Genomic DNA, 21,975 nt, shown 5'->3' with positions numbered 1-21,975 from the left:
TCCAAACCCCAAGCTCCAAACACAGATAATGGCGTGTTTGAGATTTGGCGCATTGGAATTTGAGCTTTGTTTGGAAATTGTTGGTTGGAGCTTGGAATTTAGCGCGGTACTCTCGGAAGATACCTCAACCCGATCGTCTCTCCGCCTGGAGCATCAAGCAGGCGGTAATCGCCAGCTGCCGCATTGCGAAAGCGCGGCGTAACGTCTATGACGTCCTCGGCAGAGCCGGGGAAACCGCCCTCAATGATGCTTCGGTCCATGGCAAGCTGGGCGTCGCGTGGCACAGAAATGGTACGCTCGGTACTTTGAGCGATTACGGAGGCACTGACTTTCGCCGTGGCGGTTGCCGCCGGGAATATCGGATTATCGTGATAGATATTGATCCCAATGCGCGCTCCAACGATCAGAGCATGGGTGAGTGTCGCGCTGCTGTCGTCCTTGATCGCGACGCCGATATCGGCCGTATCGATAACGCTGTTCTTGAGCTCGAGCTCGGTGCTTGCTCCGAGCGAAAACCCTTTGTCGCCCGTGCGGGTTACGACCACGTCCTCGACGAGCGCCTTCGTGCCGTCAATGTCAACGCCGTCGTTGCCGCTGTCGCGAAAGGCAGTGCGCATGATAGTGCCGCTCGCAAAGTCGGCGTCAAACGCATCCGCGCTATTATCTCGGAACAGCGAATCGGTTATTGCGAAGCTGCCGTATTGGACCGAGAGCGCATCGTCCCCCGCAGCGTGCGCAAATGTGCTTGCGGCGATCGAGACCGCCGCGTGGCGCACCGTGACCATACCGCGAAACAGCATCCCGTTAATAGGTCCGGCGATCGTGCGGTGCTCATCCGGCGAGAGCGGGGGGTCGGGGCGTTTCGCAGTATGGAGAAAGAAGACGTTCTCGAATCGGCTCTCGTTCGGCGCGTCGATGATCGCAAGGGTGCCCCACGGCTCTGTAGGGCTGAGCGGTAGAAAGCGTATCGGACGCTCCGCTGTGCCGCGGGCATCTATGGCACTGTAGCTCACGAGAGATGCATGAGCGTCAAGGAAGACATCGGTTCCGGCCTCGATGTGAAGGCGTGTGTTTTCTGGCACCAGCGTCGTGGCGCGGAGTACAACGCTCCCGGGCCCGAGGTGGAGTTCTCCGGCGGTATCTTTCGAGAAGTTGGGGTGTGCGGCGAGGAATTCCTCCGGAGAACGGCTGATGTCGTGAAAATACGTGAATGCATCTCCGGTCGGCACCGGAGGCGCATACTCTCCGTCTGGCTCGGCGAGCGGGCGTTCTCGCTCTGCCGGAGCCGCGGGAGGGGGTTCGGCCTCGAGGTAGTGCTCTTGGAGGTAGGCGATGTTGCGCGAGAGGATGTCGCGGTAGCGGGCCACCTCCTCTCTAAAAAAGCGGTTCGAGTAATTTTTCAGAGTATCGCGGTAGAACGCCGGACGAAGCGTTTGGTAGAGTTCATCGTAGTACCGAAAATCGTCCGCGACCGTTTCCGAGTCGGCGAGGTACTCTCGCAGGAGCCTGTTTCGCTTCTCGAGGAACGGCTGGTGGGCGAGGATGCGGAGCACGAGTGGATTGTAGTCTTTCGGGTCGATACCCCTCGACTCTATCGGCGCCTCAAGATCGCCGATGTTGACGTCCCAGGGGATATATTTGAATTTTCCAAGCGTCGGGTCGAAGTAGAGGCGGGCATTGTGGATCGCGTCTTGGTGCTCGCTCCCGGAGAGGAGCGCGTGGACATTCCATCGGTAGAACGTTTCGAGATCGAGTATGTCGTCTATGTTGCGATTGAAGTATTCATCCGACGGGTGGTTGAGGATGGCGATGAGCAGCGCGAGATCTTCCTTATGTTCCGCGCCCGGCGCGTTTGCGACGTATTGCTGCCAGTGGCTCGTCGATCGGTAGAGGTCTTCGCTCCCGAGCCCCTGCTCACCGTAGAGATTTCCGTCGGTTTTAAGACGGTTGCGCTCGAGTAACTCTTCGGACCAGTGTTCGAATTCATAGTAGAGGCCAGCTTCATGGCGGTTCACGAAGAGGTAGACAAATCCGGTTTCCGGCGCCGCGAGGCCGAGTTTCTTTGCGCGGTGGAAGTTCGTCGCCTCGACGAGGAACTCTCTCTCTTCAGGGTAGATCAGGGTGATCGCTTTTTTACCCATGAAGAGACTTTCGTCCGGGAAAACAATGCGCCACGATTTTTGTGGAAAACGAAAATGTTGTCCGCCGTCGCCCCGATAGGTGACGCGCACGTCGTAGCGGCGGCCGTCGGGGTCGTAAAAGACGGCAGGCACGTAGATTTTTTCGCGATCGAGGTTGCCCTCCTGGATCCTGAAGTAGTCGTCGAGCTCGCGCTCGTGCTCGGGGTCTATGACCAGGCGATAGGCGGGGACAGGCAGCGGCTTGAGGCGCGCGGTGAGACTCTGAGGTATTTCGGTAAGGCGCTCGAGCGCGACATAGAGGCCGCGCGCTTCATTGACGATGGGGCGACGTACCGGCTCGGGGAAGACGAATTTTATGAGGAGCATCGTGCCCCCTGCGAGTAGTACCGCGCCGATACTAGCGCCGACCCATTTATTTTTTAGAGTCATTATGGACATGGCGCACCCGGGGTAGCACGACTTTTGATAAAAATCGGTCTCTAGTCTCTATAAGGTATAAAAAAAAGACCACGGAGTATCACCAGGGCTCTGCCCCACGGTAGCCTACGCTAGCACAAACGGCCAGCTTTTGCGAGATGTTTAGTATATTCCGTGTCCCGCATTCGTATCGTCTCGCGGAGACTTCAGGTTGTATGCGGTACAATACGCGTGACGGAACCCTCCGTCGCGCGGTCCCCGTATATCCGCCATTTTCTATTGTATGGCCCTTTCTTTTTTTAAAAAACCAGAATGTGAAATTTGTAGAAATCCAAACGCAAAAGACGTTCTCGTTACTCCGGTGCTCGGAGGAAAAGCGACGAGACAGAAGGTTTGCAGGGTTCACTTTTTAGACGGATACAAGAAAGCGTTCACGGCACACCCCTTTAAGATGGTGGTGACATACCCGATACTCGACACATGGAACAGCACGTATGGATTCTATTCGGTTTCAGAGATGAAAGCGTACGCGTATCAAGACGACGACGTTACAATGGTTAAGAAATTGTTGGCGTTGATACCGGCTGGACAAGAGTGCGCTTTTTTCGGGCTCGAACCATCGAAGAAAGCGACCTTGGAACATTCGTGGCAGACCCCTGCTTACTTGCGAGAATCTGAAGCAGAGTTTATGAGCAAGGAAGAAGCGTGTAGGCACGTGAGTGATGGACTCGCTGTGCGACAGCGTAACTTTGACGATGGGTTTACTGTTCCTTACGGAGGAGAAGGGGTGTTTCTAACCTCGCTTCTCTAGCGACAAGAATTGAGTTATACTGAGCTATACTTTTGACGACAAATAATGATCTATGACCTCTGCATCACCTTTCCAATTCCTGGGGCTCACAATCCTTGCGGTGTTTATACTCGCCGGGATACGCATTGTCAGGCCGACACGCAGAGCGGTTGTTGAGCGTTTGGGTAAATACAAAAAATTCTGCAACCCCGGGTTCCACTGGATTATCCCGGTTATCGACCGCATGGTGCAAGTCGACACCACCGAAAACATGGTGGACATCGCTTCGCACGAGATCATCACCGAAGACAATCTGAATGCGAAGGTTGATATGATGATCTACTTCCAGGTCAAGCGCGATGAGGACAATGTAAAGCAATCTTTGTATGAAGTGAGTGATTTCAGAAGCCAGATTGTCTCACTGGCGCAGACGACTGCACGAAACGTCATTGGCGGCATGGCGTTCAAGGACGTTAATTCGCAGCGTTCGAAGCTGAATTCCGAGCTTGCCGACATCTTACGAAAAGAAACAGGTAAATGGGGCGTTGAAGTAGTGCGTGTTGAAATGAAGGAAATTATTCCGCCGAGAGACGTTCAGGAAACCATGAACATGGTTATCAAGGCAGAGAACAGTAAGCGCTCGGCCATCGACTTTGCCACAGCGAAAGAGACAGAAGCCGACGGCAACCGGCGAGCAATGATCAAGGAAGCTGAAGGAAAGAAGCAGGCCGCCATCCTCGAGGCGGAAGGACAGGCGCAGGCCTTTGATCTCATAAACAAGTCATTTACCGGGAACGCGCAACTTCTCAAGCAACTTGAAGTTACCCAGCGTGCTTTGCAAGACAACGCGAAAATAGTTTTGACGGACAAAGGCATTTCCCCCCAGCTCTTTATAGGCGAACTTCCTGTCGCCCGAAAGGCTATTGAGGAGAAGTCGCGACTGGGTTAATTAAACTGTGTATAGAAAAAAAGTGTGCAAGACGCCTCAGAGGTACGGTATCTCCCACAGGGCCTCTGGCATTTTCAGGATCACAGAATACCATGAACTCTTTTGGCCGTTTCATACTCGCGTTTGTTGTCATCTCTGTAGCGGCACATGCAGTGTCGCTGTTTGTATCTGCAGAGACCGTCTTTCAGTATGAGACCGAATATCAGTATGACACCGAATATGCGAGCAAAGACAGTGGCGTGCGCGTGCTTGTACCGAAATACTGGAGCGTCTCCGAGCGCACCTTTACTACCCTGAGTAACAACTCGGTGGGCTTGATTTCTCTACGAGATCGCACCGACCAAGGGGTACGGATTGTAAAAAAAGCCTATGTGTTAAGCTCTACGCCCGCCGCTATTTTTTCTGTGCCCGAGGCAGTTGTCGCTAAGGTCGACCCCATAGACCTGGTCAATTTCTATATCGCTCAGCAACGGCGATCGTTGGTGGGCGTTCGGGTAACAGCGGCGAGCATGAAAGAGCGAGATGGTAATAAAATATACTCCGTCGAGTGGAGCTACGTTTCTACGAAAAAGAACCGTCTTATTGTCTTCGATGACTTCATATTTCGGAAGGGTAAGGTACATCAGGTACATACGGTCTATACGGACAAAAATCCCGTTCTGCGCGATCTCATGGTCCGCATACTCCAGTCGGTGAAATTCACCAATTATTGAATCCATGTTTTTTCGTAAACCATCCATCTGCCAATACGCCGTCCTGTGTGGAGCCTTTTTTGCTCTCTTTTTCCTGAGTAACTCTGCCGAGGCGGTCAACCAAAAGGTGCATATTACGATCACGCCCGATTTTAAAGCGAGCGGTCATTGGACGTTTCCTCTGGACACGAAGTATGTGAGCGCGAGCGCTTTTGATAATGTTGATAACTTCGGGGCGACTGGTGCCATGACATACCTCTTCCGGGGAGCGGCTGATGAAATGGGAAATCTCGAAACTGGCTTCGAGAGCGGCTACATTATCGTGCCGAACCGTTACAAAACTAACTCGGGTGTTCACAATCTTTACATCGACTACGACATTTCCACCGTTCTGACACAGCCTGTCGCGGTGTATGAATTTTGGGTCGCGCGGGGCTCCTACTTTCTCTCCCCCGCGATAACGATTGATTATCCAGCAGACTGGAAGGTGCTATCTGCCTGGCCGTCGTATGAGGCGCAGGGCCAGACGCTTTCTGTGGCGTACCCTGCTGGAAACTCCTCCTATGTCGCCCCCGTACTGGTGGCATTCGCAACGCCGAACGCAGGGACGGGGAATGCGGTTAAGACGGTGGGGCGGTATACGGTAGCAGGGTCGGTCGCGTCGGTAGCGAAGCTTGAAACTGCCCTGTCGCAGATGTCTTTTGTCGACGACCTTTTTGTGAAGTCCCTCGGCATCAAACCGCCAGAGAATATACTCATCTATGCGGCTGATCTTTCCGATATAGATGTCGGGTATGAGGCAACGGCACTGGCTGCTCCACCGAACGTCGTCCTCTACAACAAGGATTATCTTGATACCGAGACGCTCAGTGAGATTAAAACAACACTCGTGCACGAGATGGCCCATCTTGTCGAAAGGAATCAGCGGCTTTTCTACGGGGCCGCGTATTCCGCGAAATGGTTTAAGGAGGGTATCGCGGTTTTTATGGAGACCCAGGCACGCCCGTACATTTTTGCAGATATACAGGAACAAACGCTTCTGGATATAACGAACCGCACTCACCTGTTCAGCGCCAAAGAACTCAAGGCAAAATACGATAAAAATTTCGATTATAGTTTTGAAGGAGGTATCGATTTCCCAATCCGTGATTCATATACGCACTCGGGAGTAATCATCTCGAATCTCTATAAAAAAGTCGGCGCAGACGGTATGGTGGAGCTCTTGAGGATTTTGAAGACACGAAACCCGTCTCCTCAAGGAAGTACTGCCGAAGACACGGACATGATCGTGAGTGCCATGACGCAGGTAAGCGGATTAGAGCGCGCCGATTTATTCTTCCCATACAAGGGCAGTCCGGCGTTTGATGATGACGTAAAATCCTTAGTGCGTGCCGATTATTCCGACGCCGCTATTGCTGCCCTTGCCGAGTACATGAAGACTGGCATCCCGTCCTACTTTAACAGCGCTGGAGGTGCTGTTTTGCCGCCCCAGCCCGAGCTAGAGCAGTCCCCAATCCCCGCTGCGGTCGCTCCTCCTTCTCCTTCCTCTACTTCTGTTCCTGTACCCGTATTGCCACTGGCCACGACTGCCACGGCGACGATAGATTGTAAACTCACCAGAACTCTTGGACTTGGAATGCGAGATGCGGGAACCGGGGGTGAAGTCTCGAAACTACAAAAATTTCTCATTAAAAAAGGGCAACTTGAAGCCGGTTTGGCGACTGGGTATTTCGGGAAATTGACTCAAGCGGCAGTGCGCATGTGGCAGGGCGCGAGCGGGGTTGTCTCGAGCGGCAGTCCCGCAACTACCGGGTACGGTCTTATCGGTCCGAAATCGAGGGCGCTGCTTGTGAGCCAGTGCGGTACGTAGAGACGTACACGTCTAAATCAGGACTCTCGTGGGAAAAGCCACAAGTAGTCTTGTTTTTACACGCTGCCCGTCGCCCGTGCCATCGACGCCAGGGGCGGAGTTGTATGGAGTGACATTCATGCGCGACAGGATGCCCGCTGTCGAGCGGTGTTTTTTCGTATGCCATCGATTTTCATTTCAAGCTTCCACCCGCTCATTTCACGCAACATTCTCGGGACGACTGTGATTGATCAGGTGCTTGTTGCGAGGCCGGAGAGCACCGTTGTCATCCTCTGTCCGGAGCGAAAGAAGCCTTATTTCGAGCGGGAGTATGCGGGCGAGCGCGTGCTTATCCGAGGTATTTCCGCACGGCTCACGAGGCGAGATCTCATACTGCGTACGCTTGTCCTCTCGGCGCTCCGGACGAGGGCGCTTTCAATCAAGCGAGCCGCTGAACTTAGCGGGCGCGGCGCGTGGCTCTCGCGGGTGTTGTCGAACAGGGTAGCTCATGCTCTGGTACGGGCATTGAGCCGCATGTTCACGCCGCGCTTCCCGTTCGACGCACTTTTGAGAGAGTTTCGCCCCGCGCTTGTTTTTTCGACCGACGTGCAGAATGAGCACGATGTCCGACTCATGCACGCAGCCCGTGGGTTGAGTATCCCCATCGTCGGCATGGTGCGCTCATGGGACAACCTGACGGCCAAAGGACTCCTCCGCGTGGTGCCGGATCGGCTCGTTGTCCACAACGACATCATTGCTCGTGAAGCAACCGTGCTCCACGGCATTGCGCCGCAGCGCGTCGGCGTCGTGGGCATTCCGCACTACGACGGATACGCGCGGTACCGTGAGCACGTGAGCACGGGAGCGACCCGCGCGGTGTTTCTTCGAGAACTCGGGTTTGATCCCGGGACGCACGTTGTTCTCTTTGCGCCGGTTGGCGACCGGTATGTTGCGGCGAGGCACGCGATTGATCAGCACTGTATCGCGCTGCTCGATTCTTGTCTCCCAGACACCGCTCTTCTGTTTGTGCGCCTGCCGATCGCAGACGAGGTTGCGGGGGTACGTCCCGGGCGGTTCGGTCGCGTGGTTGTCGAGCGCGGCGGCTCAGGGCTCGGCCATGTGAAAAATACGGAGCTCTCGCGCGCGGACGACGTTCGTCTTGCTCAAACGCTTGCCGCAGCAGACGTCGTCGTCGCCGGACCTTCAACTATCTGCGTGGACGCCGCATTTTTTGATAAGCCGATTGTTTTAGTCGGATTTGACGGTACGGACGCGGCGGCGCTTCCGTATCAGGAGAGCGTGCGGCGCTTTTATGATTACGAGCACTTTAGCGCGGTGCTTGAGAGCGGCGGGGTTATGTTCGCAAAAAGCGAGGGTGAACTTTGCGGTGCCGTGCGCACGGCGCTCTCCGATCCTGCGCGAGGCCACGAAGGGCGTGAGCGGCTCGCGCGGGAGGAGGCGTATCGCCTCGACGGCCGCGCGAGCGAGCGGCTCGCGGGTGTACTTCAAGGGTTTTGCCCTATCAATAATTCACCGGCATGACGACTATCTTTTTGACTTGCTTTCAGGCGGTGGAGGTAAAAAATTTGTTGCGCACTGAGGTTGCCGCCGCGCTGCTCTCTCGGAAAGATGCGCGTATCATTGCGCTTGTGCGCAATGAGGAGCGCGCGGCGTATTACACACGCGAGCTTCCAATTGAGGGCGTTACGTACGCAGTGTGTGATCCAGCGCCACATGGCGCTCTCGAGCGCCTGATGAGCTTCCTTAAATTTCATCTTATCCGCACGAGAACGACCGACCTGCGCAGGCGCGGGCACTACCTTGAGTCACGGAATGCTTTCGCGTACTACGCAGGGTCTTTGTTGAATCGCCTCATCGTGCACTCTTTTGTGCGGCGGTTGCTGCGCCGACTCGATACGGCTTTCGTCGGCGACAGTGGTTGCGGCGCACTTTTCGAGAAGTACCAGCCTTCTGTGGTTGTGCTCGCGAACCTTTTCGACGACGGTGAAGTCGCGCTGCTTCGCGACGCGCGGCGGCGGGGCGTGCCGACAGTCGGTTTTATCAATACGTGGGATAAGCTCACCGCCCGCGCGTCGCTGCGCCTCCTGTCAGACAGGATCCTCGTCTACAATGAAATTGTGCGAGACGAGGCGGAGCGTTTTGCCGATATGCCTCGCGAGCACACGAGTATCGTAGGCGTGCCGCAGTACGACATATATTTCACGAATAAGCCGATGAGCCGCGAGGCATTTTTGCGCTCGATTGGCTCCGACCCAACAAAGCGCCTTGTCCTTTTTGCCCCAATGGGGACTGCGTTTTCAAAGTATGATTGGTATGCGATAGACCTGCTCTACGATCTCATCGAGCAACAAAAACAAATTCCGAACGCCGAGCTTTTCGTGCGGTTTCAACCCAACGATTTTGTAGACCGACAGGAGATTGAGAAACGGCCGTGGCTTCGGTACGATCTGCCTGGTCTTCGGTTCGGCTCAGAGCGTGGCGGTGACTGGGACATGACGCGCGAGGACGCGGAGCGGCTGCGCGACACGCTCGCGCATGCATCTCTGGTCATTTCCTACGCATCGAGCATCGGGATTGACGCGGCGCTCATGGGGCGGCCGGTCATCAACATCAATTTTGAAATAGGGGAGAGCATCGGGCGCGTACCGAGTCTCCGGTCGCCGACGTTTTACTACGGGACGGAGCACTACCGAAAAGCGCTTGCGACTGGCGGTATCCGGCTCGTCGGGAGTGTCGAGGAGTTAGTGGAGTGGACGCGGCGCTACCTTGATAATCATGAGCTCGATCGGGACGGCCGCGAGCGTCTCGTGCGCGAGCAGTGCGCGTTTATGGACGGGAAGGCCGGCGAGCGGATCGCGCACGCTATTTTTGAGCGTGTGGCCTTGCACTATCAGAGCGCGGCGGTGTAGTATGCGAGCGAACGAGAGAGTGGAAAGTGTAGAGGGTAGTGCACGACGACGCATTTTTATCGTCCGTCTCCGCTTTCCACCTTCTACTCTCTCGTCGTCTATGTCCACACTCAAACGTCTCGTAAAGAAATTTTTGCGCGCCTGCGGGCGCCGATATTATCGTACGCTCTCGCTACCGGCGATGTGGCGTTTTCGTAACCGCGCCGCGATCCGACGCTACCGCTCCGCGCCGCCAATAGTGAGCGACGTTGGGCGGGCGATTATAGGCGAGCTTGAGCGCACCGGAATTGCCGTGACGCGCGCCGACGCGCTCCTCGGCGGGAAGCGCGTCGTTGAGCTTATTGCGTACGCTCGCGAGCGATGGGAGAGTCCGGCCGTGCGTGCTCGAGCAGAGCGCTCGCACGACGAGCGCGCAGGCGAGAGCACGCGAGCCAAATCGTATTTTTTGGTAAATCTCTGGGAGGGGCCAGCAGTGCTCGACTTCGCGCACCCGTTTACGCGATTTTCACTCGACGAGGCGATACTCGGCACAGTTGCGGGGTACCTCGGCATGTGGCCGAAGTTTCGCGGCTGGGCGCTTGAGGCAACGGTGCCGATGCCCACGAGCAGGGACCGATTCGCCTCACAGCGCTGGCATCGCGACCCCGAAGACCAGAAGCTCGTTAAGGTGTTTCTTTACCTCAATGACGTGGACGAGGACGCTGGCCCGTTCACCTACGTGCAGTTTTCGCATAGCGGTGGCAAGTGGCGCTCGCTCTTTGCGCAGGAGCCGCCCGCGGGTTCTCCCAAGATGCCGCCGGACGCCGACAATTTTATTCCGAGCGAAGATATAAGAGTGTGTACTGGCGCCGCCGGGACTATCGTTTTTTGCGACACGAGCGGGCTCCATCGCGGCGGCTTTGCACGGGAGCGCGAGCGATTGATGTATACAAGCATTTACACGCCGCCCGGTTCGTTTACGCCGATTTCCTATTCTTATCCCGAGTATTTTTCCGCGTCCTCACACCTCTCGTCACTGCAGCGTTTTGCGCTCGAGAACGACCCCCACCAGCGTGAGCCACGGTGGCATTAACAGCGATACTTTTCAGCAAAAAAGTTGTGTAAGCGTATAGTACGATGTCTGCATTGTTTAAAACCGTACGCCTTGTTTCGGCAGCCGTGCAAAAAGCCGCCTTCGGGCGATTTTGGTTTTTATTTTTGGTCATCCCCGTATTCATAGCCCGCGCCCCGCTTTTAGTAGGCGGTCGGATTTTGTGGTGGAACGATGTGGTAAAACTGACAGCCCCTTATTTTTCTTTTCTGCATCGAGCTCTCGCGAGCGGCACGAGTTATTTGTGGAGCGCGGAGACTCTTTTTGGTTTTCCCATTTTCGCGACTTCATCCGGATTTTTTCTACCTTGGTTCCACCTTATAGCCCTTTTGAGCTCTACGCCGGAGCGCGCTCTGTATTACACAAACGTATACGGCTTTATTGTATGTGTGCTTGCCGCTATATCATGCGCGGCGCTTGCCCGCGCCCTCGGCGTCTCTAAATCGGCGGCCCTCATGGCGGGTGTCGCGTATATCGTTACATTTCGTATCATCGTTCCCACCGCAGTACACGCGCAGTTGTTCTTGCCGTTGCTGTTTCTCGTTCTCTGGAAGCTTGCCGCCAAACGGTGGTCGTATGTTTTGTTCGGCATCGCTTTGATCGCGTTTGGCGGACTCGGCGTCATATTCATGCAGTTTGTTTATTTTCTGGCGGCTGCAGCTTTGTTTGTCTTATTTATTGCGTGGCACCTATATCAGAGAGGCGGTGCCCGTGAACTCCGCGGGTTTCTCTTGAGAGTTGCTCTGATGTTCGGCGTGGGGTTTGCCGTGGCGTCGTATCAGTTGCTGCCGACCGCGCTCATCAGTGCCTATTCCCCACGCGCAGCGGGGGGAGTCACGTACGCAGAGGCAATTGATGATTCACTATTACCCCAGGAACTTATACGGTTGTTTCTCCCCGGCGTGAAGAGCCCGCAGGGGATTCCGTTCGGGTCGCGAGGCGCAAGCGAGCTGCTTTTCATAGGCGTTATTCCGCTTTTTTTTCTTATTATTTCACTGCGAGATCGGCGCCCGGTACCGCGTTTTTTCCTCGGCTTGGCGTTCGTTGCCTTGAGTCTCGCACTGTTTCGTTCCATACCGTTTAAGTTCCTGCACGACCACACGTTTGTTTCAATGTTTCGTTCTCCGGCGCGTCTCGTTCTGCTTGCGACATTTTGTTTCTCTATACTGAGCGCTTTTGGCGTTGATGCTCTTCGAGCGCGTGTTCCGGATGCTAATTTGAAGCGCTGGACCGGAAGGGCCAGGGGCATATTTTTATGGACCGTGATGGCGTTGGCCGCGCTCGTCGCTGCGCTGAATATAATTTTTCTGTTTTTTGAGCGGCACGTTGCTTCATTCTTAAAATGGTTTTTTGAACGCTTCTTGTACCACGTGTACCAGCCTGCTGGGGCGTACCCACCCAGCCATTATTTCGGCATCATTGACCGTGTGTTTTTAGACCTGCGACAGTATCTTTCTTTTTCAAACCCTCTGCTCCTCGCGAGCTTCATGTCGCTCGCGATCGGCGGGGGAGCGATCTATCTTTATTCCCGTACGCCGCTCGTGAGGCGACAGAGTGTCGTGCTGTTGATCGTCGCCGCTCTGTCCGCCGGTGCAGTCGGCATGTTCAATTACCCGACAATCAAATCGGGCGCATACGAGAAGAGACCGGCGACCATATCGTTCCTTGAGAATCACCCGGGCCGTGTTTTACAGCACCTCTACAGTTCGAATGAGGAGGGGATTATGGAAGAGAGGAAGCTTACTTTGGAAGACAGGCTGATATACCGCCAGGCGGTGTTGGTTCCTAACCAGTTTTTGCATTACGATATACAGTCGTCGCTTGCGGCCGATGCGCTCGTGCCGCATGCGGCTAACCGATTGATGAGTTTTGTGGCGGTGGTCCCAGTTTTTACCGGACTGACAGAAAACCCTTTTCGAGTCCCTGACCGTACCAAGGAGGAGGTACTCATAATGCGTAAGGCATTATTAGATTTTCTCGGCATACGCTATATTGTTACCACCACTCCCTTCGAGGAGGGCGTATTCCCGCAGGTATTCCAAACGGAAATAACAGAACACAAGATCCCCGTATTTATATATGAAAACCCCGAGGCGAACGATATTTTTTACTTCGCAGATCGTCTGACGTTCCTTGACGCCGAAGATGCAGAGGTGTTTGAGCGCTACCGCACAGATTTTTCCCAGATGCTTGTTCAGTGCACGGCCGACGAGCGGTACGAAAAAAGCTGCAGTTCGGGGGAGCGTACGTTTGACGGAGAACACGTCGTGGAAATAGAGAAGCACCAAAACGGGCTTGCGGCGCTTAAAGTGTATACAAAGACTCCCGGCTTTCTCGTTTTTTCGGAGAACAACCTGCCGGGGTGGGATGCGTCACTCGACGGAGTCCCGCTCCCCATCTACAGGGTGAATACCGTGTTTATGGGCGTTGCGATACCTCGAGGAAAACATGAACTCGTGTTTTCTTACAGCAACCCATGCGGCACGCTCGCCAAGGCTCTGCGCTGCGCGAGAGAGATTGCTGGCCTTTAGCGCGTGCGTCATTTTAGTGCGTAAGGTACGTTATATATATCATGAGGGTACAATCGTATATTTCGGCCGTCATTCCTGTGTACAACGAAGCGGAGAATATAGTGAAAACTGTCTCTGCCATCCACAGATACTTTTTAGAGCGCGGCTACACGAATGAGATAATCGTGGTCGATGACGGTTCCACGGACGGCACGGCCGGAGTGTTAAGGAAAAATTTTAATTCGTCAGACATAAAGTTAATTTCGCACGGCCACAATCGGGGCAAGGGCGCTGCGGTAAAAACCGGCATGCTGGCTGCGTCAGGGGGTGTTAGATTTTTTATAGATGCCGATGGCCAGATATCTCTTGAATACTTAGACGAGTTTTTGGAGCATATCATCCAGGGATACGATGTCGTGATCGGCTCAACCGGTCTTTTATCCGCTCGACTGGATCTGTGTGATTATCGTTTTTTCCTTGGATCTTTGTCTAAAATCGCAATACCCCTAGTTATGGGCTGGTCTATCAGAGACAGCCAGAGAGGTTTTAAGATGTTTAACGAGGAGGCTGCGCGTACACTCTTTGGACTCCAGACACTAGATGGCTGGGGTTTTGATATTGAAATATTAGCAATAGCGACTCAAGCCGGATTGAAAATAAAAGAAGTACCCATAACGTACAAAGCGAGCAAAGAATCCAAGGTCCGCGTAACGTCCTATATGCGTACCCTCCTTGAGCTTTTTACCGTAAAAAAAAATATTGTCATGGGCAAATATGGACAGAGAAGGACGGATTGGAATTCATATTATAACGAACAGCGCTCAGCGCCGATATACATTAAATTTTTTCGAAAAACCAAGAGCAAGGTCTTAGTTGACTTCATACAAAAATATATTTCCTACCCTCATACTATGAGGGTTGTTGAGCTCGGCGGCGGTGACAGTTGTTTCTACTCGCTCATAAAAGATAGGTTTAGCCCGAAAGAATATCATGTTGTTGACAATAACGACGTAAGTCTTAAAAAATTTGAAGACAAGTTTGGTTCCGATACAGGCACCTTTCTTCATAGAGCCGATGTTTTAGTCGTACAGAACGAACCGCAAGCTGACCTCGTGTTTAGTGTCGGGCTCATAGAGCATTTTTCTCCGGAAGATACCAAACGTGCTATTGTAGGCCACTTCAGTCTGCTTTCTTCTGGAGGGCTCGCAATCATCGCTTTCCCGACCCCGACACTCTTATACCGTTTTGCGAGGCGCGTCGCCGTCCTCGTTGGGAAGTGGATATATCACGATGAACGTCCACTCACCATGCACGAAGTCGAAACGACTGTTAAGGAACACGGGACTATTATCGAGCAAAAAATTATTTGGCCCATACTGCTCACGCAAGCAGTCATCGTTGCGAAGAAGAAGTAAGCGATAGTCTCGTCTCGATATCTGCGCACATAGACCGAGCGGCCGCAGTATCTTGTGAGTAAAAGATGAAAAATATTCTCTCAATTGATACGGAGTCGTGGATACATTTCTATGAGGATGCGCTTAAGATTAAAAAAACATCCTCTGACGAGAGAAAGATAATGGACGACGGCTATATCCGGCACGCAATAGAAAAAATACTGGATGTACTTGACGAGTTTGAACAGAAAGCGACCTTCTTTATAGTCGCTGAGATATATGATTGGCACCCTCGTGCGGTTGAGGAGATACAAAATAGGGGCCATGAAATCGCGTATCATACACACACCCATCCCCTTTTAACGAAAGCGGCGATTCTAGAGCGGGAGTTGGTTCTTTCAAAAAAATTTATAAAAAAATTTAATCCTAAAGGGTTTCGCGCTCCTCTGATGTATCTCCCGCCAGACTCGTGGCGGTATTTGAAAAAATACGGTTTTAAGTACTCTTCTTCAACGTACGATGCATATGCAGTTTTTAATTATGAAGGGATAGACGAGATACCCGTCTCGATTGTCGCGTATCGTAAAGCCAGCGTTTCAAAAGAGCTTCCAAAAAATTTGACGATGAGCCTCTTGCTCCGTTCGATACCGATCGGAAGCGGTCTTTTTATGGCGCTTTTGAAAGCGAGAGGCACCTCTTATTTTATAAGAAAACTAAATGAGCGGGGAATTCCTGCCATTTTATTTATACATCCCTGGCAGCTCTATGAGACAAAAGAGATAGCCTCAATTCCGTTTAAGATGAAATTGCTTTTAAAAAATCCGTTCTGTCTGCCGTATACCAGCAACATACAAAAAATGGCACGAACACTATTGCAGGCGCACACCTTTACTTCATTTCAGGATTATTATTATGGACAGTAGGGAATACTGGGATAACAAAATTATTGCGTGGGAAGATTCGCTCTCCTCGAGCGAAGGTCTTTCATTTGTCGAAACGCTCGCCTCGAAGTTTCGAAAACCTCTCAAGGTGCGGAGCGAGTTGTGTCTGGATATCCTAAAAAAGAATGCGCGAAATAAATCAGTTTTGGAGCTGGGGTGCGGCTCGGGCTATTTTGCATTTCGGATGCGTCGGGAAGCCGGACCGCACAGCATCGTCGGAGTTGATGTTTCTCGCAGGGCCATCGAGCGCGCCAGGAGACTCCAGAAAGAATTAGACATTACCGGAGGGCTCGCGTTTATTGAGGGGGACGCGAACAGCATACATCTTCCAAAAGCGGATATTACCGTAGGTCTTGGTTTTCTGGATTATCTCACTGCAGAGGAAATTGTCGCGCTGTTTAAAAACTTAAAAAGCGAGTATTTTGTATTCACTTTTTCCGAGAAGAAATTTTCATTACTGAGATTACTGCACATGCTCTATCTCATTTCCCAACGCTGTCCAAAACACTATTATTATACAAAATACGACATGAGACTATGTGCTGAACAGAGGCACAAGGACGTTCGAATCATAAGCCACCATACGATGCTGTTTGGGTGTATCATCCATAATCTTCCCTATTAAAACGCGCTCCCGTAGGAAACATCGCAGTAGTATAGTGGCACCCAGAAATTATGCAAACCGTTTTTCTCTTCATTTCTAATAATGCGTATGCGTCGGATTTGCTTCGGACGCGATTTATTGTTGAGCTTGCGGCACGGTTCCATGTGTTGGCGTTTCTTGCGCCGGGCGCCCTCGCCGGTGGTGCGCCGTATCCCGCGCTCTCGAACCTCACCTACATCGAGCGGGCGATTCAGCATCCGAAATTTTGGATCCTCTTCGGTAAGCTTCTTCGTTACTCGATGATCCGAAAGTACGACTTTGAACCCGTTGTCGCGCGCAACAGGCTGAAGGGCATGCGCGACTGGCGACGTCGCGCGCTGCGGACGCTCTCGTATGCGCTGCCGCAGTGCTGGATTACGAACGACCTTTTTACATGGCTTGAAACGCTCCTTGTGCCGCGCAATCGAGCGTGGGAGGAGCTGCTCCGCCGCTATGAGCCCGCGATTATTCTCACGTGCTCCCCCGGTTTCAACCATTTTGATGCGGAGGCGGTGGTGTACGCGAGGAAGTACTGCGCGCCGACCGCGGCGATCAATTTTAATTGGGATAATCTCCACAACGGCGGCGTTCATTTTCGTCGGACGGACTACCTCTGTCTTTGGAATGATCACATGAAGGGGGTCGCAGTACGCGAGTACGGCTATGTGCCGGAGAACGTGTTTATTTCCGGGCCGGTACGGTTTGACAACCACATCTCGCCGCAGCGCTCGCTCCCGACGCGCGAGGAATTCTTGCGGAGTAAAAATCTCGACCCGCGTGAAAAAATGATTTTACTCACGACGATAACGGACGGCAACTATCCCGAAGAGCACCTGGTGCTTGCGGACATCCTTGCGGCGCGCGAGCGGGGCGTGTTCGCGGGCTACCCGAATATCTTCGTGCGCTTGCACCCGAAGGAAGACGGTAGGAGGTTCGCGTCACTTCTTGCCTCGCCACCCAGGAATTTTCATCTCGAGGCGGCGGGCAAACGGCGCGCTACGGCTGCCGGTAGCGCGGTTGAGCTCGACGAGGAAGATATCGCCAATCTTACGGCAACACTTCGCTACGCTGACGTCAATACCAACTACCGCTCAACACTCTCGATCGAAGCGATTCTCTGCGACACGCCCGTCGTGAACATCTGTTACCCGGATCGCTACGCGCGCGGCTATTCTCATAGGCACTATGTGCCGCTTCTTGAGAGCGGCGCCGTGCGGCTGGTGAGGAGCCCCGAGGACTTGATGACCGCGCTTAATGCTCATCTCACTGATCCGTCACTCGGTGCGGTTGAGCGCTCTCGGGCGCGAGAGCAGCTCATGCCTCGCGCCGACGGGACGGCCTACAAACGGCTCGTTGACATGATAGAAATTTGTGTCACTATTGCACCACGCGTTGTGTTATAGATTATCAGTGGGCGGGCATGTAGGAATGGAAAGTTATGACGATTCTCTTTCTTGCATTAATGTTAAGCGGTACTTTTGCGCTCGGCATTAGCGATGTTTTGAGAAGGAAGCATCTGAAAGATGGTCTGAACGATCAGGCGCTCCTCGTCATTACTTTGTTTCTCACCGGAATATTGTTATTACCAATTCTTGTCCTGGTTGGGATTCCAGAGATTGAGGACGGTTTTTGGTCCGCTGTCGCTATAACGGGTTTTTTAAATTTAATATCACAGAACTTATTTGTTCGGGCTTTTAAGTTGAGTGATGCGTCTCTTATTGCGCCTCTACGTCTCATTATCCCACCGCTAGTCATTTTTACTGGATTTTTGTTTTTAAATGAGAAACCGTCTTTGGCCGGTGTTGTTGGAATTTTTATAACGATGTCGGGTCTCTGGTTTTTACTTGGTGGAGGCAAAATTTTTAGATATCAGAACAGGCAATCCTCGATAAAGGATAGAGGGGTTGCATATGGGCTTATCGGTTCTGTTCTTTTTGCCGCTTCCTTTCCTTTTGATAAAATTGCAGTCGTGCGATCCTCGGCGCTGTTCGCAACTTTTTTTATTTTTACATCGCTTGGCATTCTTACCTATGTAATCAATATGATGTACGATCGGAAATTTACCACCACCGTTATCGAATCTTTTACGCAGCATTGCAAGGCGCATATGCTTATTTCATTGTTTAGCAGTGTGGGCGTTGTGTTAACAAACCAGGCGTTACATTACTCTCTCGTAGCATACGCATCAAGCCTGAAAAGGCTCCAAGCGCTATGGACAGTGGTTATAGCGGGCAAATTTCTCGAAGAGAGAGAAATGGGCCGCCGAGCGATAGCAACGCTATTAATGTTTATAGGGATTCTTCCTTCTGTTTTTTTGAATTGAGTATGAACGCGAAAACGACACCTTTTCTTAAGCAGCGCGTGATCCTCGGCGTCATTACGGCACGGGGCGGCTCAAAGGGCATTCCTGGGAAAAATATAAAGCCGCTCGGCGGCAAACCCCTAATTGCTTTTTCAATCGAGGCGGCCCGAGGCAGCACGTTTCTCACGCATTGCATCGTTTCAACAGACAGCGAAGAGATCGCGGACGTCGCGCGGACTTGTGGCGGAAAGGTGCCATTCGTACGCCCGGCCGAGCTTGCGACTGATCACGCACCACACGTGCCGGTGATGCAGCACGCGATTTCCTTTATGGAGGAGCGTGAGGGCAGGAAGTTCGATTATGCCGTGATACTCCAACCGACCTCGCCGTTTCGCACGCCGGAGGACATTGACGAGACGCTCCGAATCTTGATTGAGAGCGGGGCGGAGAGCGCGGTGACGCTCGTCGAAGTCGCCAACGCGGACCATCCGGTGAAGGCAAAGCGGATCGAGAACGGTCGCGTGCTTCCGTACACCATGGCAGAACCGGAAGGTGCGCGTCGCCAGGATCTGCCGACCGCATATCGCAGGAGCGGCGCAGTCTACGCCATGCGGCGTGATACTATCATGGCTGGACGATTGTATGGAGAGAGCGTCGTCGGACATGTCGTGCCGCGGGAGCGCTCGGTGGACATAGACGAACCGCTTGATTGGCTCAAAGCGGAGTGGATGCTTGAGAATTTGAAGCGAAAAGGGTACAGATTTTAATTTCCAATTTCCAATACCCAATTTCCAAAGCGCTGTCACAAGAGCGTGGATGCGTATTGTTTGGTTGAGGGATGTTGTTTATATGAACCCATATATACTCGCCGTTATACCCGCGCGCGGAGGGTCCAAGAGCGTGCCGCGGAAGAATATCAAGCCGCTTGGCGGCGTGCCGCTCCTTGCGCACATGCTGCGCTCGGCACTGGCGAGCTCGAGTCTCAGCCGCGTCGTTGTTTCTTCCGAGGACGAGGAGGTGCTCGATATCGCTGCTTCTTTGGGAGGCAGGGAAGTCGCGCTTCGGAGGCCAGTGGAGCTTGCACTTGATACGACCCCGGATGTCCCCATGCTCCAACATGCGACGAGCGAGATTGAGCGCGAGATGGGGCGCGCGGTAGACTATGTGGTGCAGCTCCACGCAACGACACCATTTCTTACCGCCGCCGATATTGACGAGGCGCTCGAGATGCTTGTCGCGCGCCGCGAGGCAGACTCTATTGTCAGTGTATATGAAGTGAGAGATTTTCACCCGGTGAAGATGAAGCGAGTGCGCGCCGATGGTTTCCTTGAGCAATATGTCTCGGGTACCGAGGAGCTTACGACCTCCCGTAGGCAGGATTTCGAGTCGGTCTATAAGCGAAACGGCGGGCTCTACGCGGCGAGACGCTCGGTCGTCATGGAGCTGGGGAGAGTGTGGGGAGAAAAAGTGCTACCATACATCATGCCGCACGAGCGCTCGGTGGATATCAACAGCGCGACTGATTTTCTAGTCGCTGAGGCGATCTACCGATCACTCAAAGAGCGCGGGGAGTTGTGAGTTTTTTGCGTATGGAGCAGACGAAAAAATCTATAGATTCGCTTATACTATCCTACGACCAGACGCTCGGGCAGGCGCTTGCGCTGATGAATCGGCAGGATCCGGGAGTGTCGGAATTGCCCGGCGGGATTGTGCTGGTTGTTGATGAGACGGGTAAGCTCGTCGGTATTGCGACCGACGGTGACATCCGTCGGGCTCTCGGCCGCGGCGCGACCTCGGACGAGCCGCTTAAGAGCGTGATGAACCCGCAGCCGTTTACGGTACGGGGCCGGGAGGAACCGGCAGCACTCTTTGAGCAGGTGGTCGCGCGTATGAGAGAGGGAGGGTGGCAGAAGAAGCACTTTGAAAAAATAGTCGTTATTGATCGAGACGGGCGGCCGATAGATATCGTGTGGTTCCACGAGCTCTGGCTCGCTGCGGACGTCCGGGCAAAGCGTGTCGCTGTTATCGGCCTCGGCTACGTCGGTCTCACGCTCGCGCTTACGTTCGCTGATCTCGGCTTTCGCGTCGTGGGCTTTGACACGAACGCGGAACTCACGGCCCTCGTGCGACGTAAAAAAGCGCCGTTCTTTGAGGAAGGCATAGAGGATTTGCTTACTGATCATGTCGGCAAGCGATTCAGCGTGCTCACGAGCCTCGACGAGCGTAGTCTCGCAGATGTCTACATCATCGCAGTGGGGACACCGCTTGATAGAGAGCAGCGTCCGCAGCTCGCACACCTGAAGGATGCCGCGAACGCAGTCGGCCGCGTTCTCAAGCGCGGCGACAGCGTTATCCTCCGCTCTACCGTTCCGCTTGGCACGACGCGCGATGTTGTAGTGCCAACTCTTGAGAAGCGCTCCGGCCTTAAGGCAGGCGAGGATTTTTTTGTTGCGTTTGCGCCGGAGCGCACAGTAGAAGGCCAGGCGCTGTCCGAGCTCCGCTCTCTCCCGCAGGTCGTTGGTGGAATCAATCGAGCAAGCACGAACGCGGCTGCGGCGATTTTTAATCTCATGACCGATACGGTGATAATCGTAGACACACTTGAAGAGGCAGAGATGGTCAAGCTCGTTAATAATACCTACCGCGATGTTACGTTTGCGTTTGCAAACGAGGTATCGTTGATTTGTCGCAGATGGGGCATTGATACACAGCGGGTGATTTCTGCGGCAAACACTGGCTACCCGCGCTCGATGGTGCCGCGGCCATCCCCCGGCGTCGGCGGCTACTGCCTCGAGAAAGACCCGTTTCTCTATATCGCCTCCGCACACGCGCGCGAATATACTCCCCTGCTTGCTCGAGATGCGCGGGAGACGAACGTCGCGATTCTTACCGTCGTTGCGGACGAAATCCGCGCATTTCTCCGCGCGCGGCGGAAGGCGCGAGGCAGAGGAGCGCTCCGCGTCGGCGTTCTCGGCCTTGCATTCAAAGGCGAGCCGCCGACCTCAGACATGCGTGGATCGCCGACACTCGAGCTTGTCGCTCTCTTGCGAAAAGAGCGTGGCGTGACGATTGTCGGTTACGACCCGGTGGTCGCGCGACCCGAGATCGCCGCGCTCGGCATTGAGGTCGCGCGCACGAGCGCCGAGGTGTTCCGCGACGCCGACGCAGTTATCGTGATGACGAATCATCGCGCACTCCGCTCGCTCCCGATCCGCAAACTCCTCGCGCTCTCGCGCGCGGGCGTCCTCCTGTTTGATCCCTGGGCGCTCTATCAGCGTGATGAAGTCATGAAGGTTGTGGGCGTAGACTATCGGATGTTGTGAGTTG

The 21,975-nt window shown here is 53.6% G+C and carries 17 protein-coding genes; 16 read left to right on the top strand and 1 reads right to left on the bottom strand.

All coding sequences use genetic code 11. The annotated features are described in order from the left end of the window. Positions 1-98: 98 nt before the first annotated feature. On the bottom strand, positions 99-2,570 hold the full coding sequence (locus Q8R39_03245; GenBank protein MDP3735416.1) for a CotH kinase family protein: 2,472 nt from the start codon (positions 2,568-2,570) through the stop codon (positions 99-101). Between the two features lie 271 nt (positions 2,571-2,841). Here Q8R39_03245 and Q8R39_03240 point away from each other — a divergent pair, with 271 nt between their 5' ends. From Q8R39_03240 to Q8R39_03165, 16 genes are all read left to right on the top strand, one after another. After that, positions 2,842-3,369: a hypothetical protein gene (locus Q8R39_03240; GenBank protein ID MDP3735415.1), complete on the top strand. Its 528-nt coding sequence runs from the start codon at positions 2,842-2,844 to the stop codon at positions 3,367-3,369. Between the two features lie 52 nt (positions 3,370-3,421). After that, a complete protein-coding gene (locus Q8R39_03235) occupies positions 3,422-4,297 on the top strand; it encodes an SPFH domain-containing protein (GenBank protein ID MDP3735414.1) in 876 nt (291 codons plus the stop codon). A gap of 92 nt (positions 4,298-4,389) precedes the next feature. Further along, complete coding sequence (locus Q8R39_03230) at positions 4,390-5,010, top strand: hypothetical protein (protein MDP3735413.1); 621 nt, start codon at positions 4,390-4,392, stop codon at positions 5,008-5,010. Positions 5,011-5,014: 4 nt separating this feature from the next. Next, entirely contained in the window at positions 5,015-6,859 is a 1,845-nt protein-coding gene (locus Q8R39_03225) for a peptidoglycan-binding domain-containing protein (protein ID MDP3735412.1), read from the top strand. 159 nt (positions 6,860-7,018) lie between these two features. Continuing rightward, positions 7,019-8,380: a hypothetical protein gene (locus Q8R39_03220; protein ID MDP3735411.1), complete on the top strand. Its 1,362-nt coding sequence runs from the start codon at positions 7,019-7,021 to the stop codon at positions 8,378-8,380. Beyond that, positions 8,377-9,768 carry a hypothetical protein gene (locus Q8R39_03215; GenBank protein ID MDP3735410.1) on the top strand — a complete coding sequence of 464 codons (1,392 nt, stop codon included), beginning with the start codon at positions 8,377-8,379 and terminating at the stop codon, positions 9,766-9,768. Before Q8R39_03220 ends, Q8R39_03215 begins: the two co-directional genes overlap by 4 nt. Before the next feature lie 100 nt (positions 9,769-9,868). Beyond that, positions 9,869-10,840: a hypothetical protein gene (locus Q8R39_03210; GenBank protein ID MDP3735409.1), complete on the top strand. Its 972-nt coding sequence runs from the start codon at positions 9,869-9,871 to the stop codon at positions 10,838-10,840. 44 nt (positions 10,841-10,884) lie between these two features. Beyond that, entirely contained in the window at positions 10,885-13,389 is a 2,505-nt protein-coding gene (locus Q8R39_03205) for a YfhO family protein (protein MDP3735408.1), read from the top strand. Between the two features lie 41 nt (positions 13,390-13,430). After that, a complete protein-coding gene (locus Q8R39_03200; GenBank protein ID MDP3735407.1) occupies positions 13,431-14,783 on the top strand; it encodes a glycosyltransferase in 1,353 nt (450 codons plus the stop codon). 65 nt (positions 14,784-14,848) lie between these two features. Beyond that, positions 14,849-15,685 carry a polysaccharide deacetylase family protein gene (locus tag Q8R39_03195; protein MDP3735406.1) on the top strand — a complete coding sequence of 279 codons (837 nt, stop codon included), beginning with the start codon at positions 14,849-14,851 and terminating at the stop codon, positions 15,683-15,685. Further along, positions 15,675-16,328 carry a class I SAM-dependent methyltransferase gene (locus Q8R39_03190; protein MDP3735405.1) on the top strand — a complete coding sequence of 218 codons (654 nt, stop codon included), beginning with the start codon at positions 15,675-15,677 and terminating at the stop codon, positions 16,326-16,328. The genes Q8R39_03195 and Q8R39_03190 overlap by 11 nt, the downstream gene beginning before the upstream one ends. A 50-nt stretch (positions 16,329-16,378) precedes the next feature. Continuing rightward, positions 16,379-17,749: a hypothetical protein gene (locus tag Q8R39_03185; protein ID MDP3735404.1), complete on the top strand. Its 1,371-nt coding sequence runs from the start codon at positions 16,379-16,381 to the stop codon at positions 17,747-17,749. Positions 17,750-17,784: 35 nt separating this feature from the next. Then, on the top strand, positions 17,785-18,669 hold the full coding sequence (locus tag Q8R39_03180) for an EamA family transporter (GenBank protein ID MDP3735403.1): 885 nt from the start codon (positions 17,785-17,787) through the stop codon (positions 18,667-18,669). 2 nt (positions 18,670-18,671) lie between these two features. Then, a complete protein-coding gene (locus tag Q8R39_03175; GenBank protein MDP3735402.1) occupies positions 18,672-19,415 on the top strand; it encodes an acylneuraminate cytidylyltransferase family protein in 744 nt (247 codons plus the stop codon). Positions 19,416-19,497: 82 nt separating this feature from the next. Continuing rightward, positions 19,498-20,226: an acylneuraminate cytidylyltransferase family protein gene (locus Q8R39_03170; GenBank protein ID MDP3735401.1), complete on the top strand. Its 729-nt coding sequence runs from the start codon at positions 19,498-19,500 to the stop codon at positions 20,224-20,226. An 11-nt stretch (positions 20,227-20,237) separates the two neighbouring features. Next, positions 20,238-21,971, top strand: coding sequence for a nucleotide sugar dehydrogenase (locus Q8R39_03165; protein ID MDP3735400.1), 1,734 nt, complete (start codon positions 20,238-20,240; stop codon positions 21,969-21,971). Positions 21,972-21,975: the final 4 nt, after the last annotated feature.

It is taken from the genome of bacterium, assembly GCA_030697645.1.
In the GTDB taxonomy this organism is placed as follows: Bacteria; Patescibacteriota; Minisyncoccia; order Phycocordibacterales; family VMGT01; genus JAUYPI01.
The sequence above is the reverse complement of the archived record's forward strand: the minus strand, read 5'-3'. Positions and strand labels throughout refer to the sequence as shown.

Coding starts and splice junctions, on each gene's coding strand:
- Q8R39_03180 (MDP3735403.1), top strand. CDS start 17,785: ATGACGATTCTCTTTCTTGCATTAATGTTAAGCGGTACTTTTGCGCTC.
- Q8R39_03195 (MDP3735406.1), top strand. CDS start 14,849: ATGAAAAATATTCTCTCAATTGATACGGAGTCGTGGATACATTTCTAT.
- Q8R39_03190 (MDP3735405.1), top strand. CDS start 15,675: ATGGACAGTAGGGAATACTGGGATAACAAAATTATTGCGTGGGAAGAT.
- Q8R39_03185 (MDP3735404.1), top strand. CDS start 16,379: ATGCAAACCGTTTTTCTCTTCATTTCTAATAATGCGTATGCGTCGGAT.
- Q8R39_03210 (MDP3735409.1), top strand. CDS start 9,869: ATGTCCACACTCAAACGTCTCGTAAAGAAATTTTTGCGCGCCTGCGGG.
- Q8R39_03245 (MDP3735416.1), bottom strand. CDS start 2,570: ATGACTCTAAAAAATAAATGGGTCGGCGCTAGTATCGGCGCGGTACTA.
- Q8R39_03205 (MDP3735408.1), top strand. CDS start 10,885: ATGTCTGCATTGTTTAAAACCGTACGCCTTGTTTCGGCAGCCGTGCAA.
- Q8R39_03225 (MDP3735412.1), top strand. CDS start 5,015: ATGTTTTTTCGTAAACCATCCATCTGCCAATACGCCGTCCTGTGTGGA.
- Q8R39_03240 (MDP3735415.1), top strand. CDS start 2,842: ATGGCCCTTTCTTTTTTTAAAAAACCAGAATGTGAAATTTGTAGAAAT.
- Q8R39_03175 (MDP3735402.1), top strand. CDS start 18,672: ATGAACGCGAAAACGACACCTTTTCTTAAGCAGCGCGTGATCCTCGGC.
- Q8R39_03220 (MDP3735411.1), top strand. CDS start 7,019: ATGCCATCGATTTTCATTTCAAGCTTCCACCCGCTCATTTCACGCAAC.
- Q8R39_03170 (MDP3735401.1), top strand. CDS start 19,498: ATGAACCCATATATACTCGCCGTTATACCCGCGCGCGGAGGGTCCAAG.
- Q8R39_03215 (MDP3735410.1), top strand. CDS start 8,377: ATGACGACTATCTTTTTGACTTGCTTTCAGGCGGTGGAGGTAAAAAAT.
- Q8R39_03230 (MDP3735413.1), top strand. CDS start 4,390: ATGAACTCTTTTGGCCGTTTCATACTCGCGTTTGTTGTCATCTCTGTA.
- Q8R39_03165 (MDP3735400.1), top strand. CDS start 20,238: ATGGAGCAGACGAAAAAATCTATAGATTCGCTTATACTATCCTACGAC.
- Q8R39_03235 (MDP3735414.1), top strand. CDS start 3,422: ATGACCTCTGCATCACCTTTCCAATTCCTGGGGCTCACAATCCTTGCG.
- Q8R39_03200 (MDP3735407.1), top strand. CDS start 13,431: ATGAGGGTACAATCGTATATTTCGGCCGTCATTCCTGTGTACAACGAA.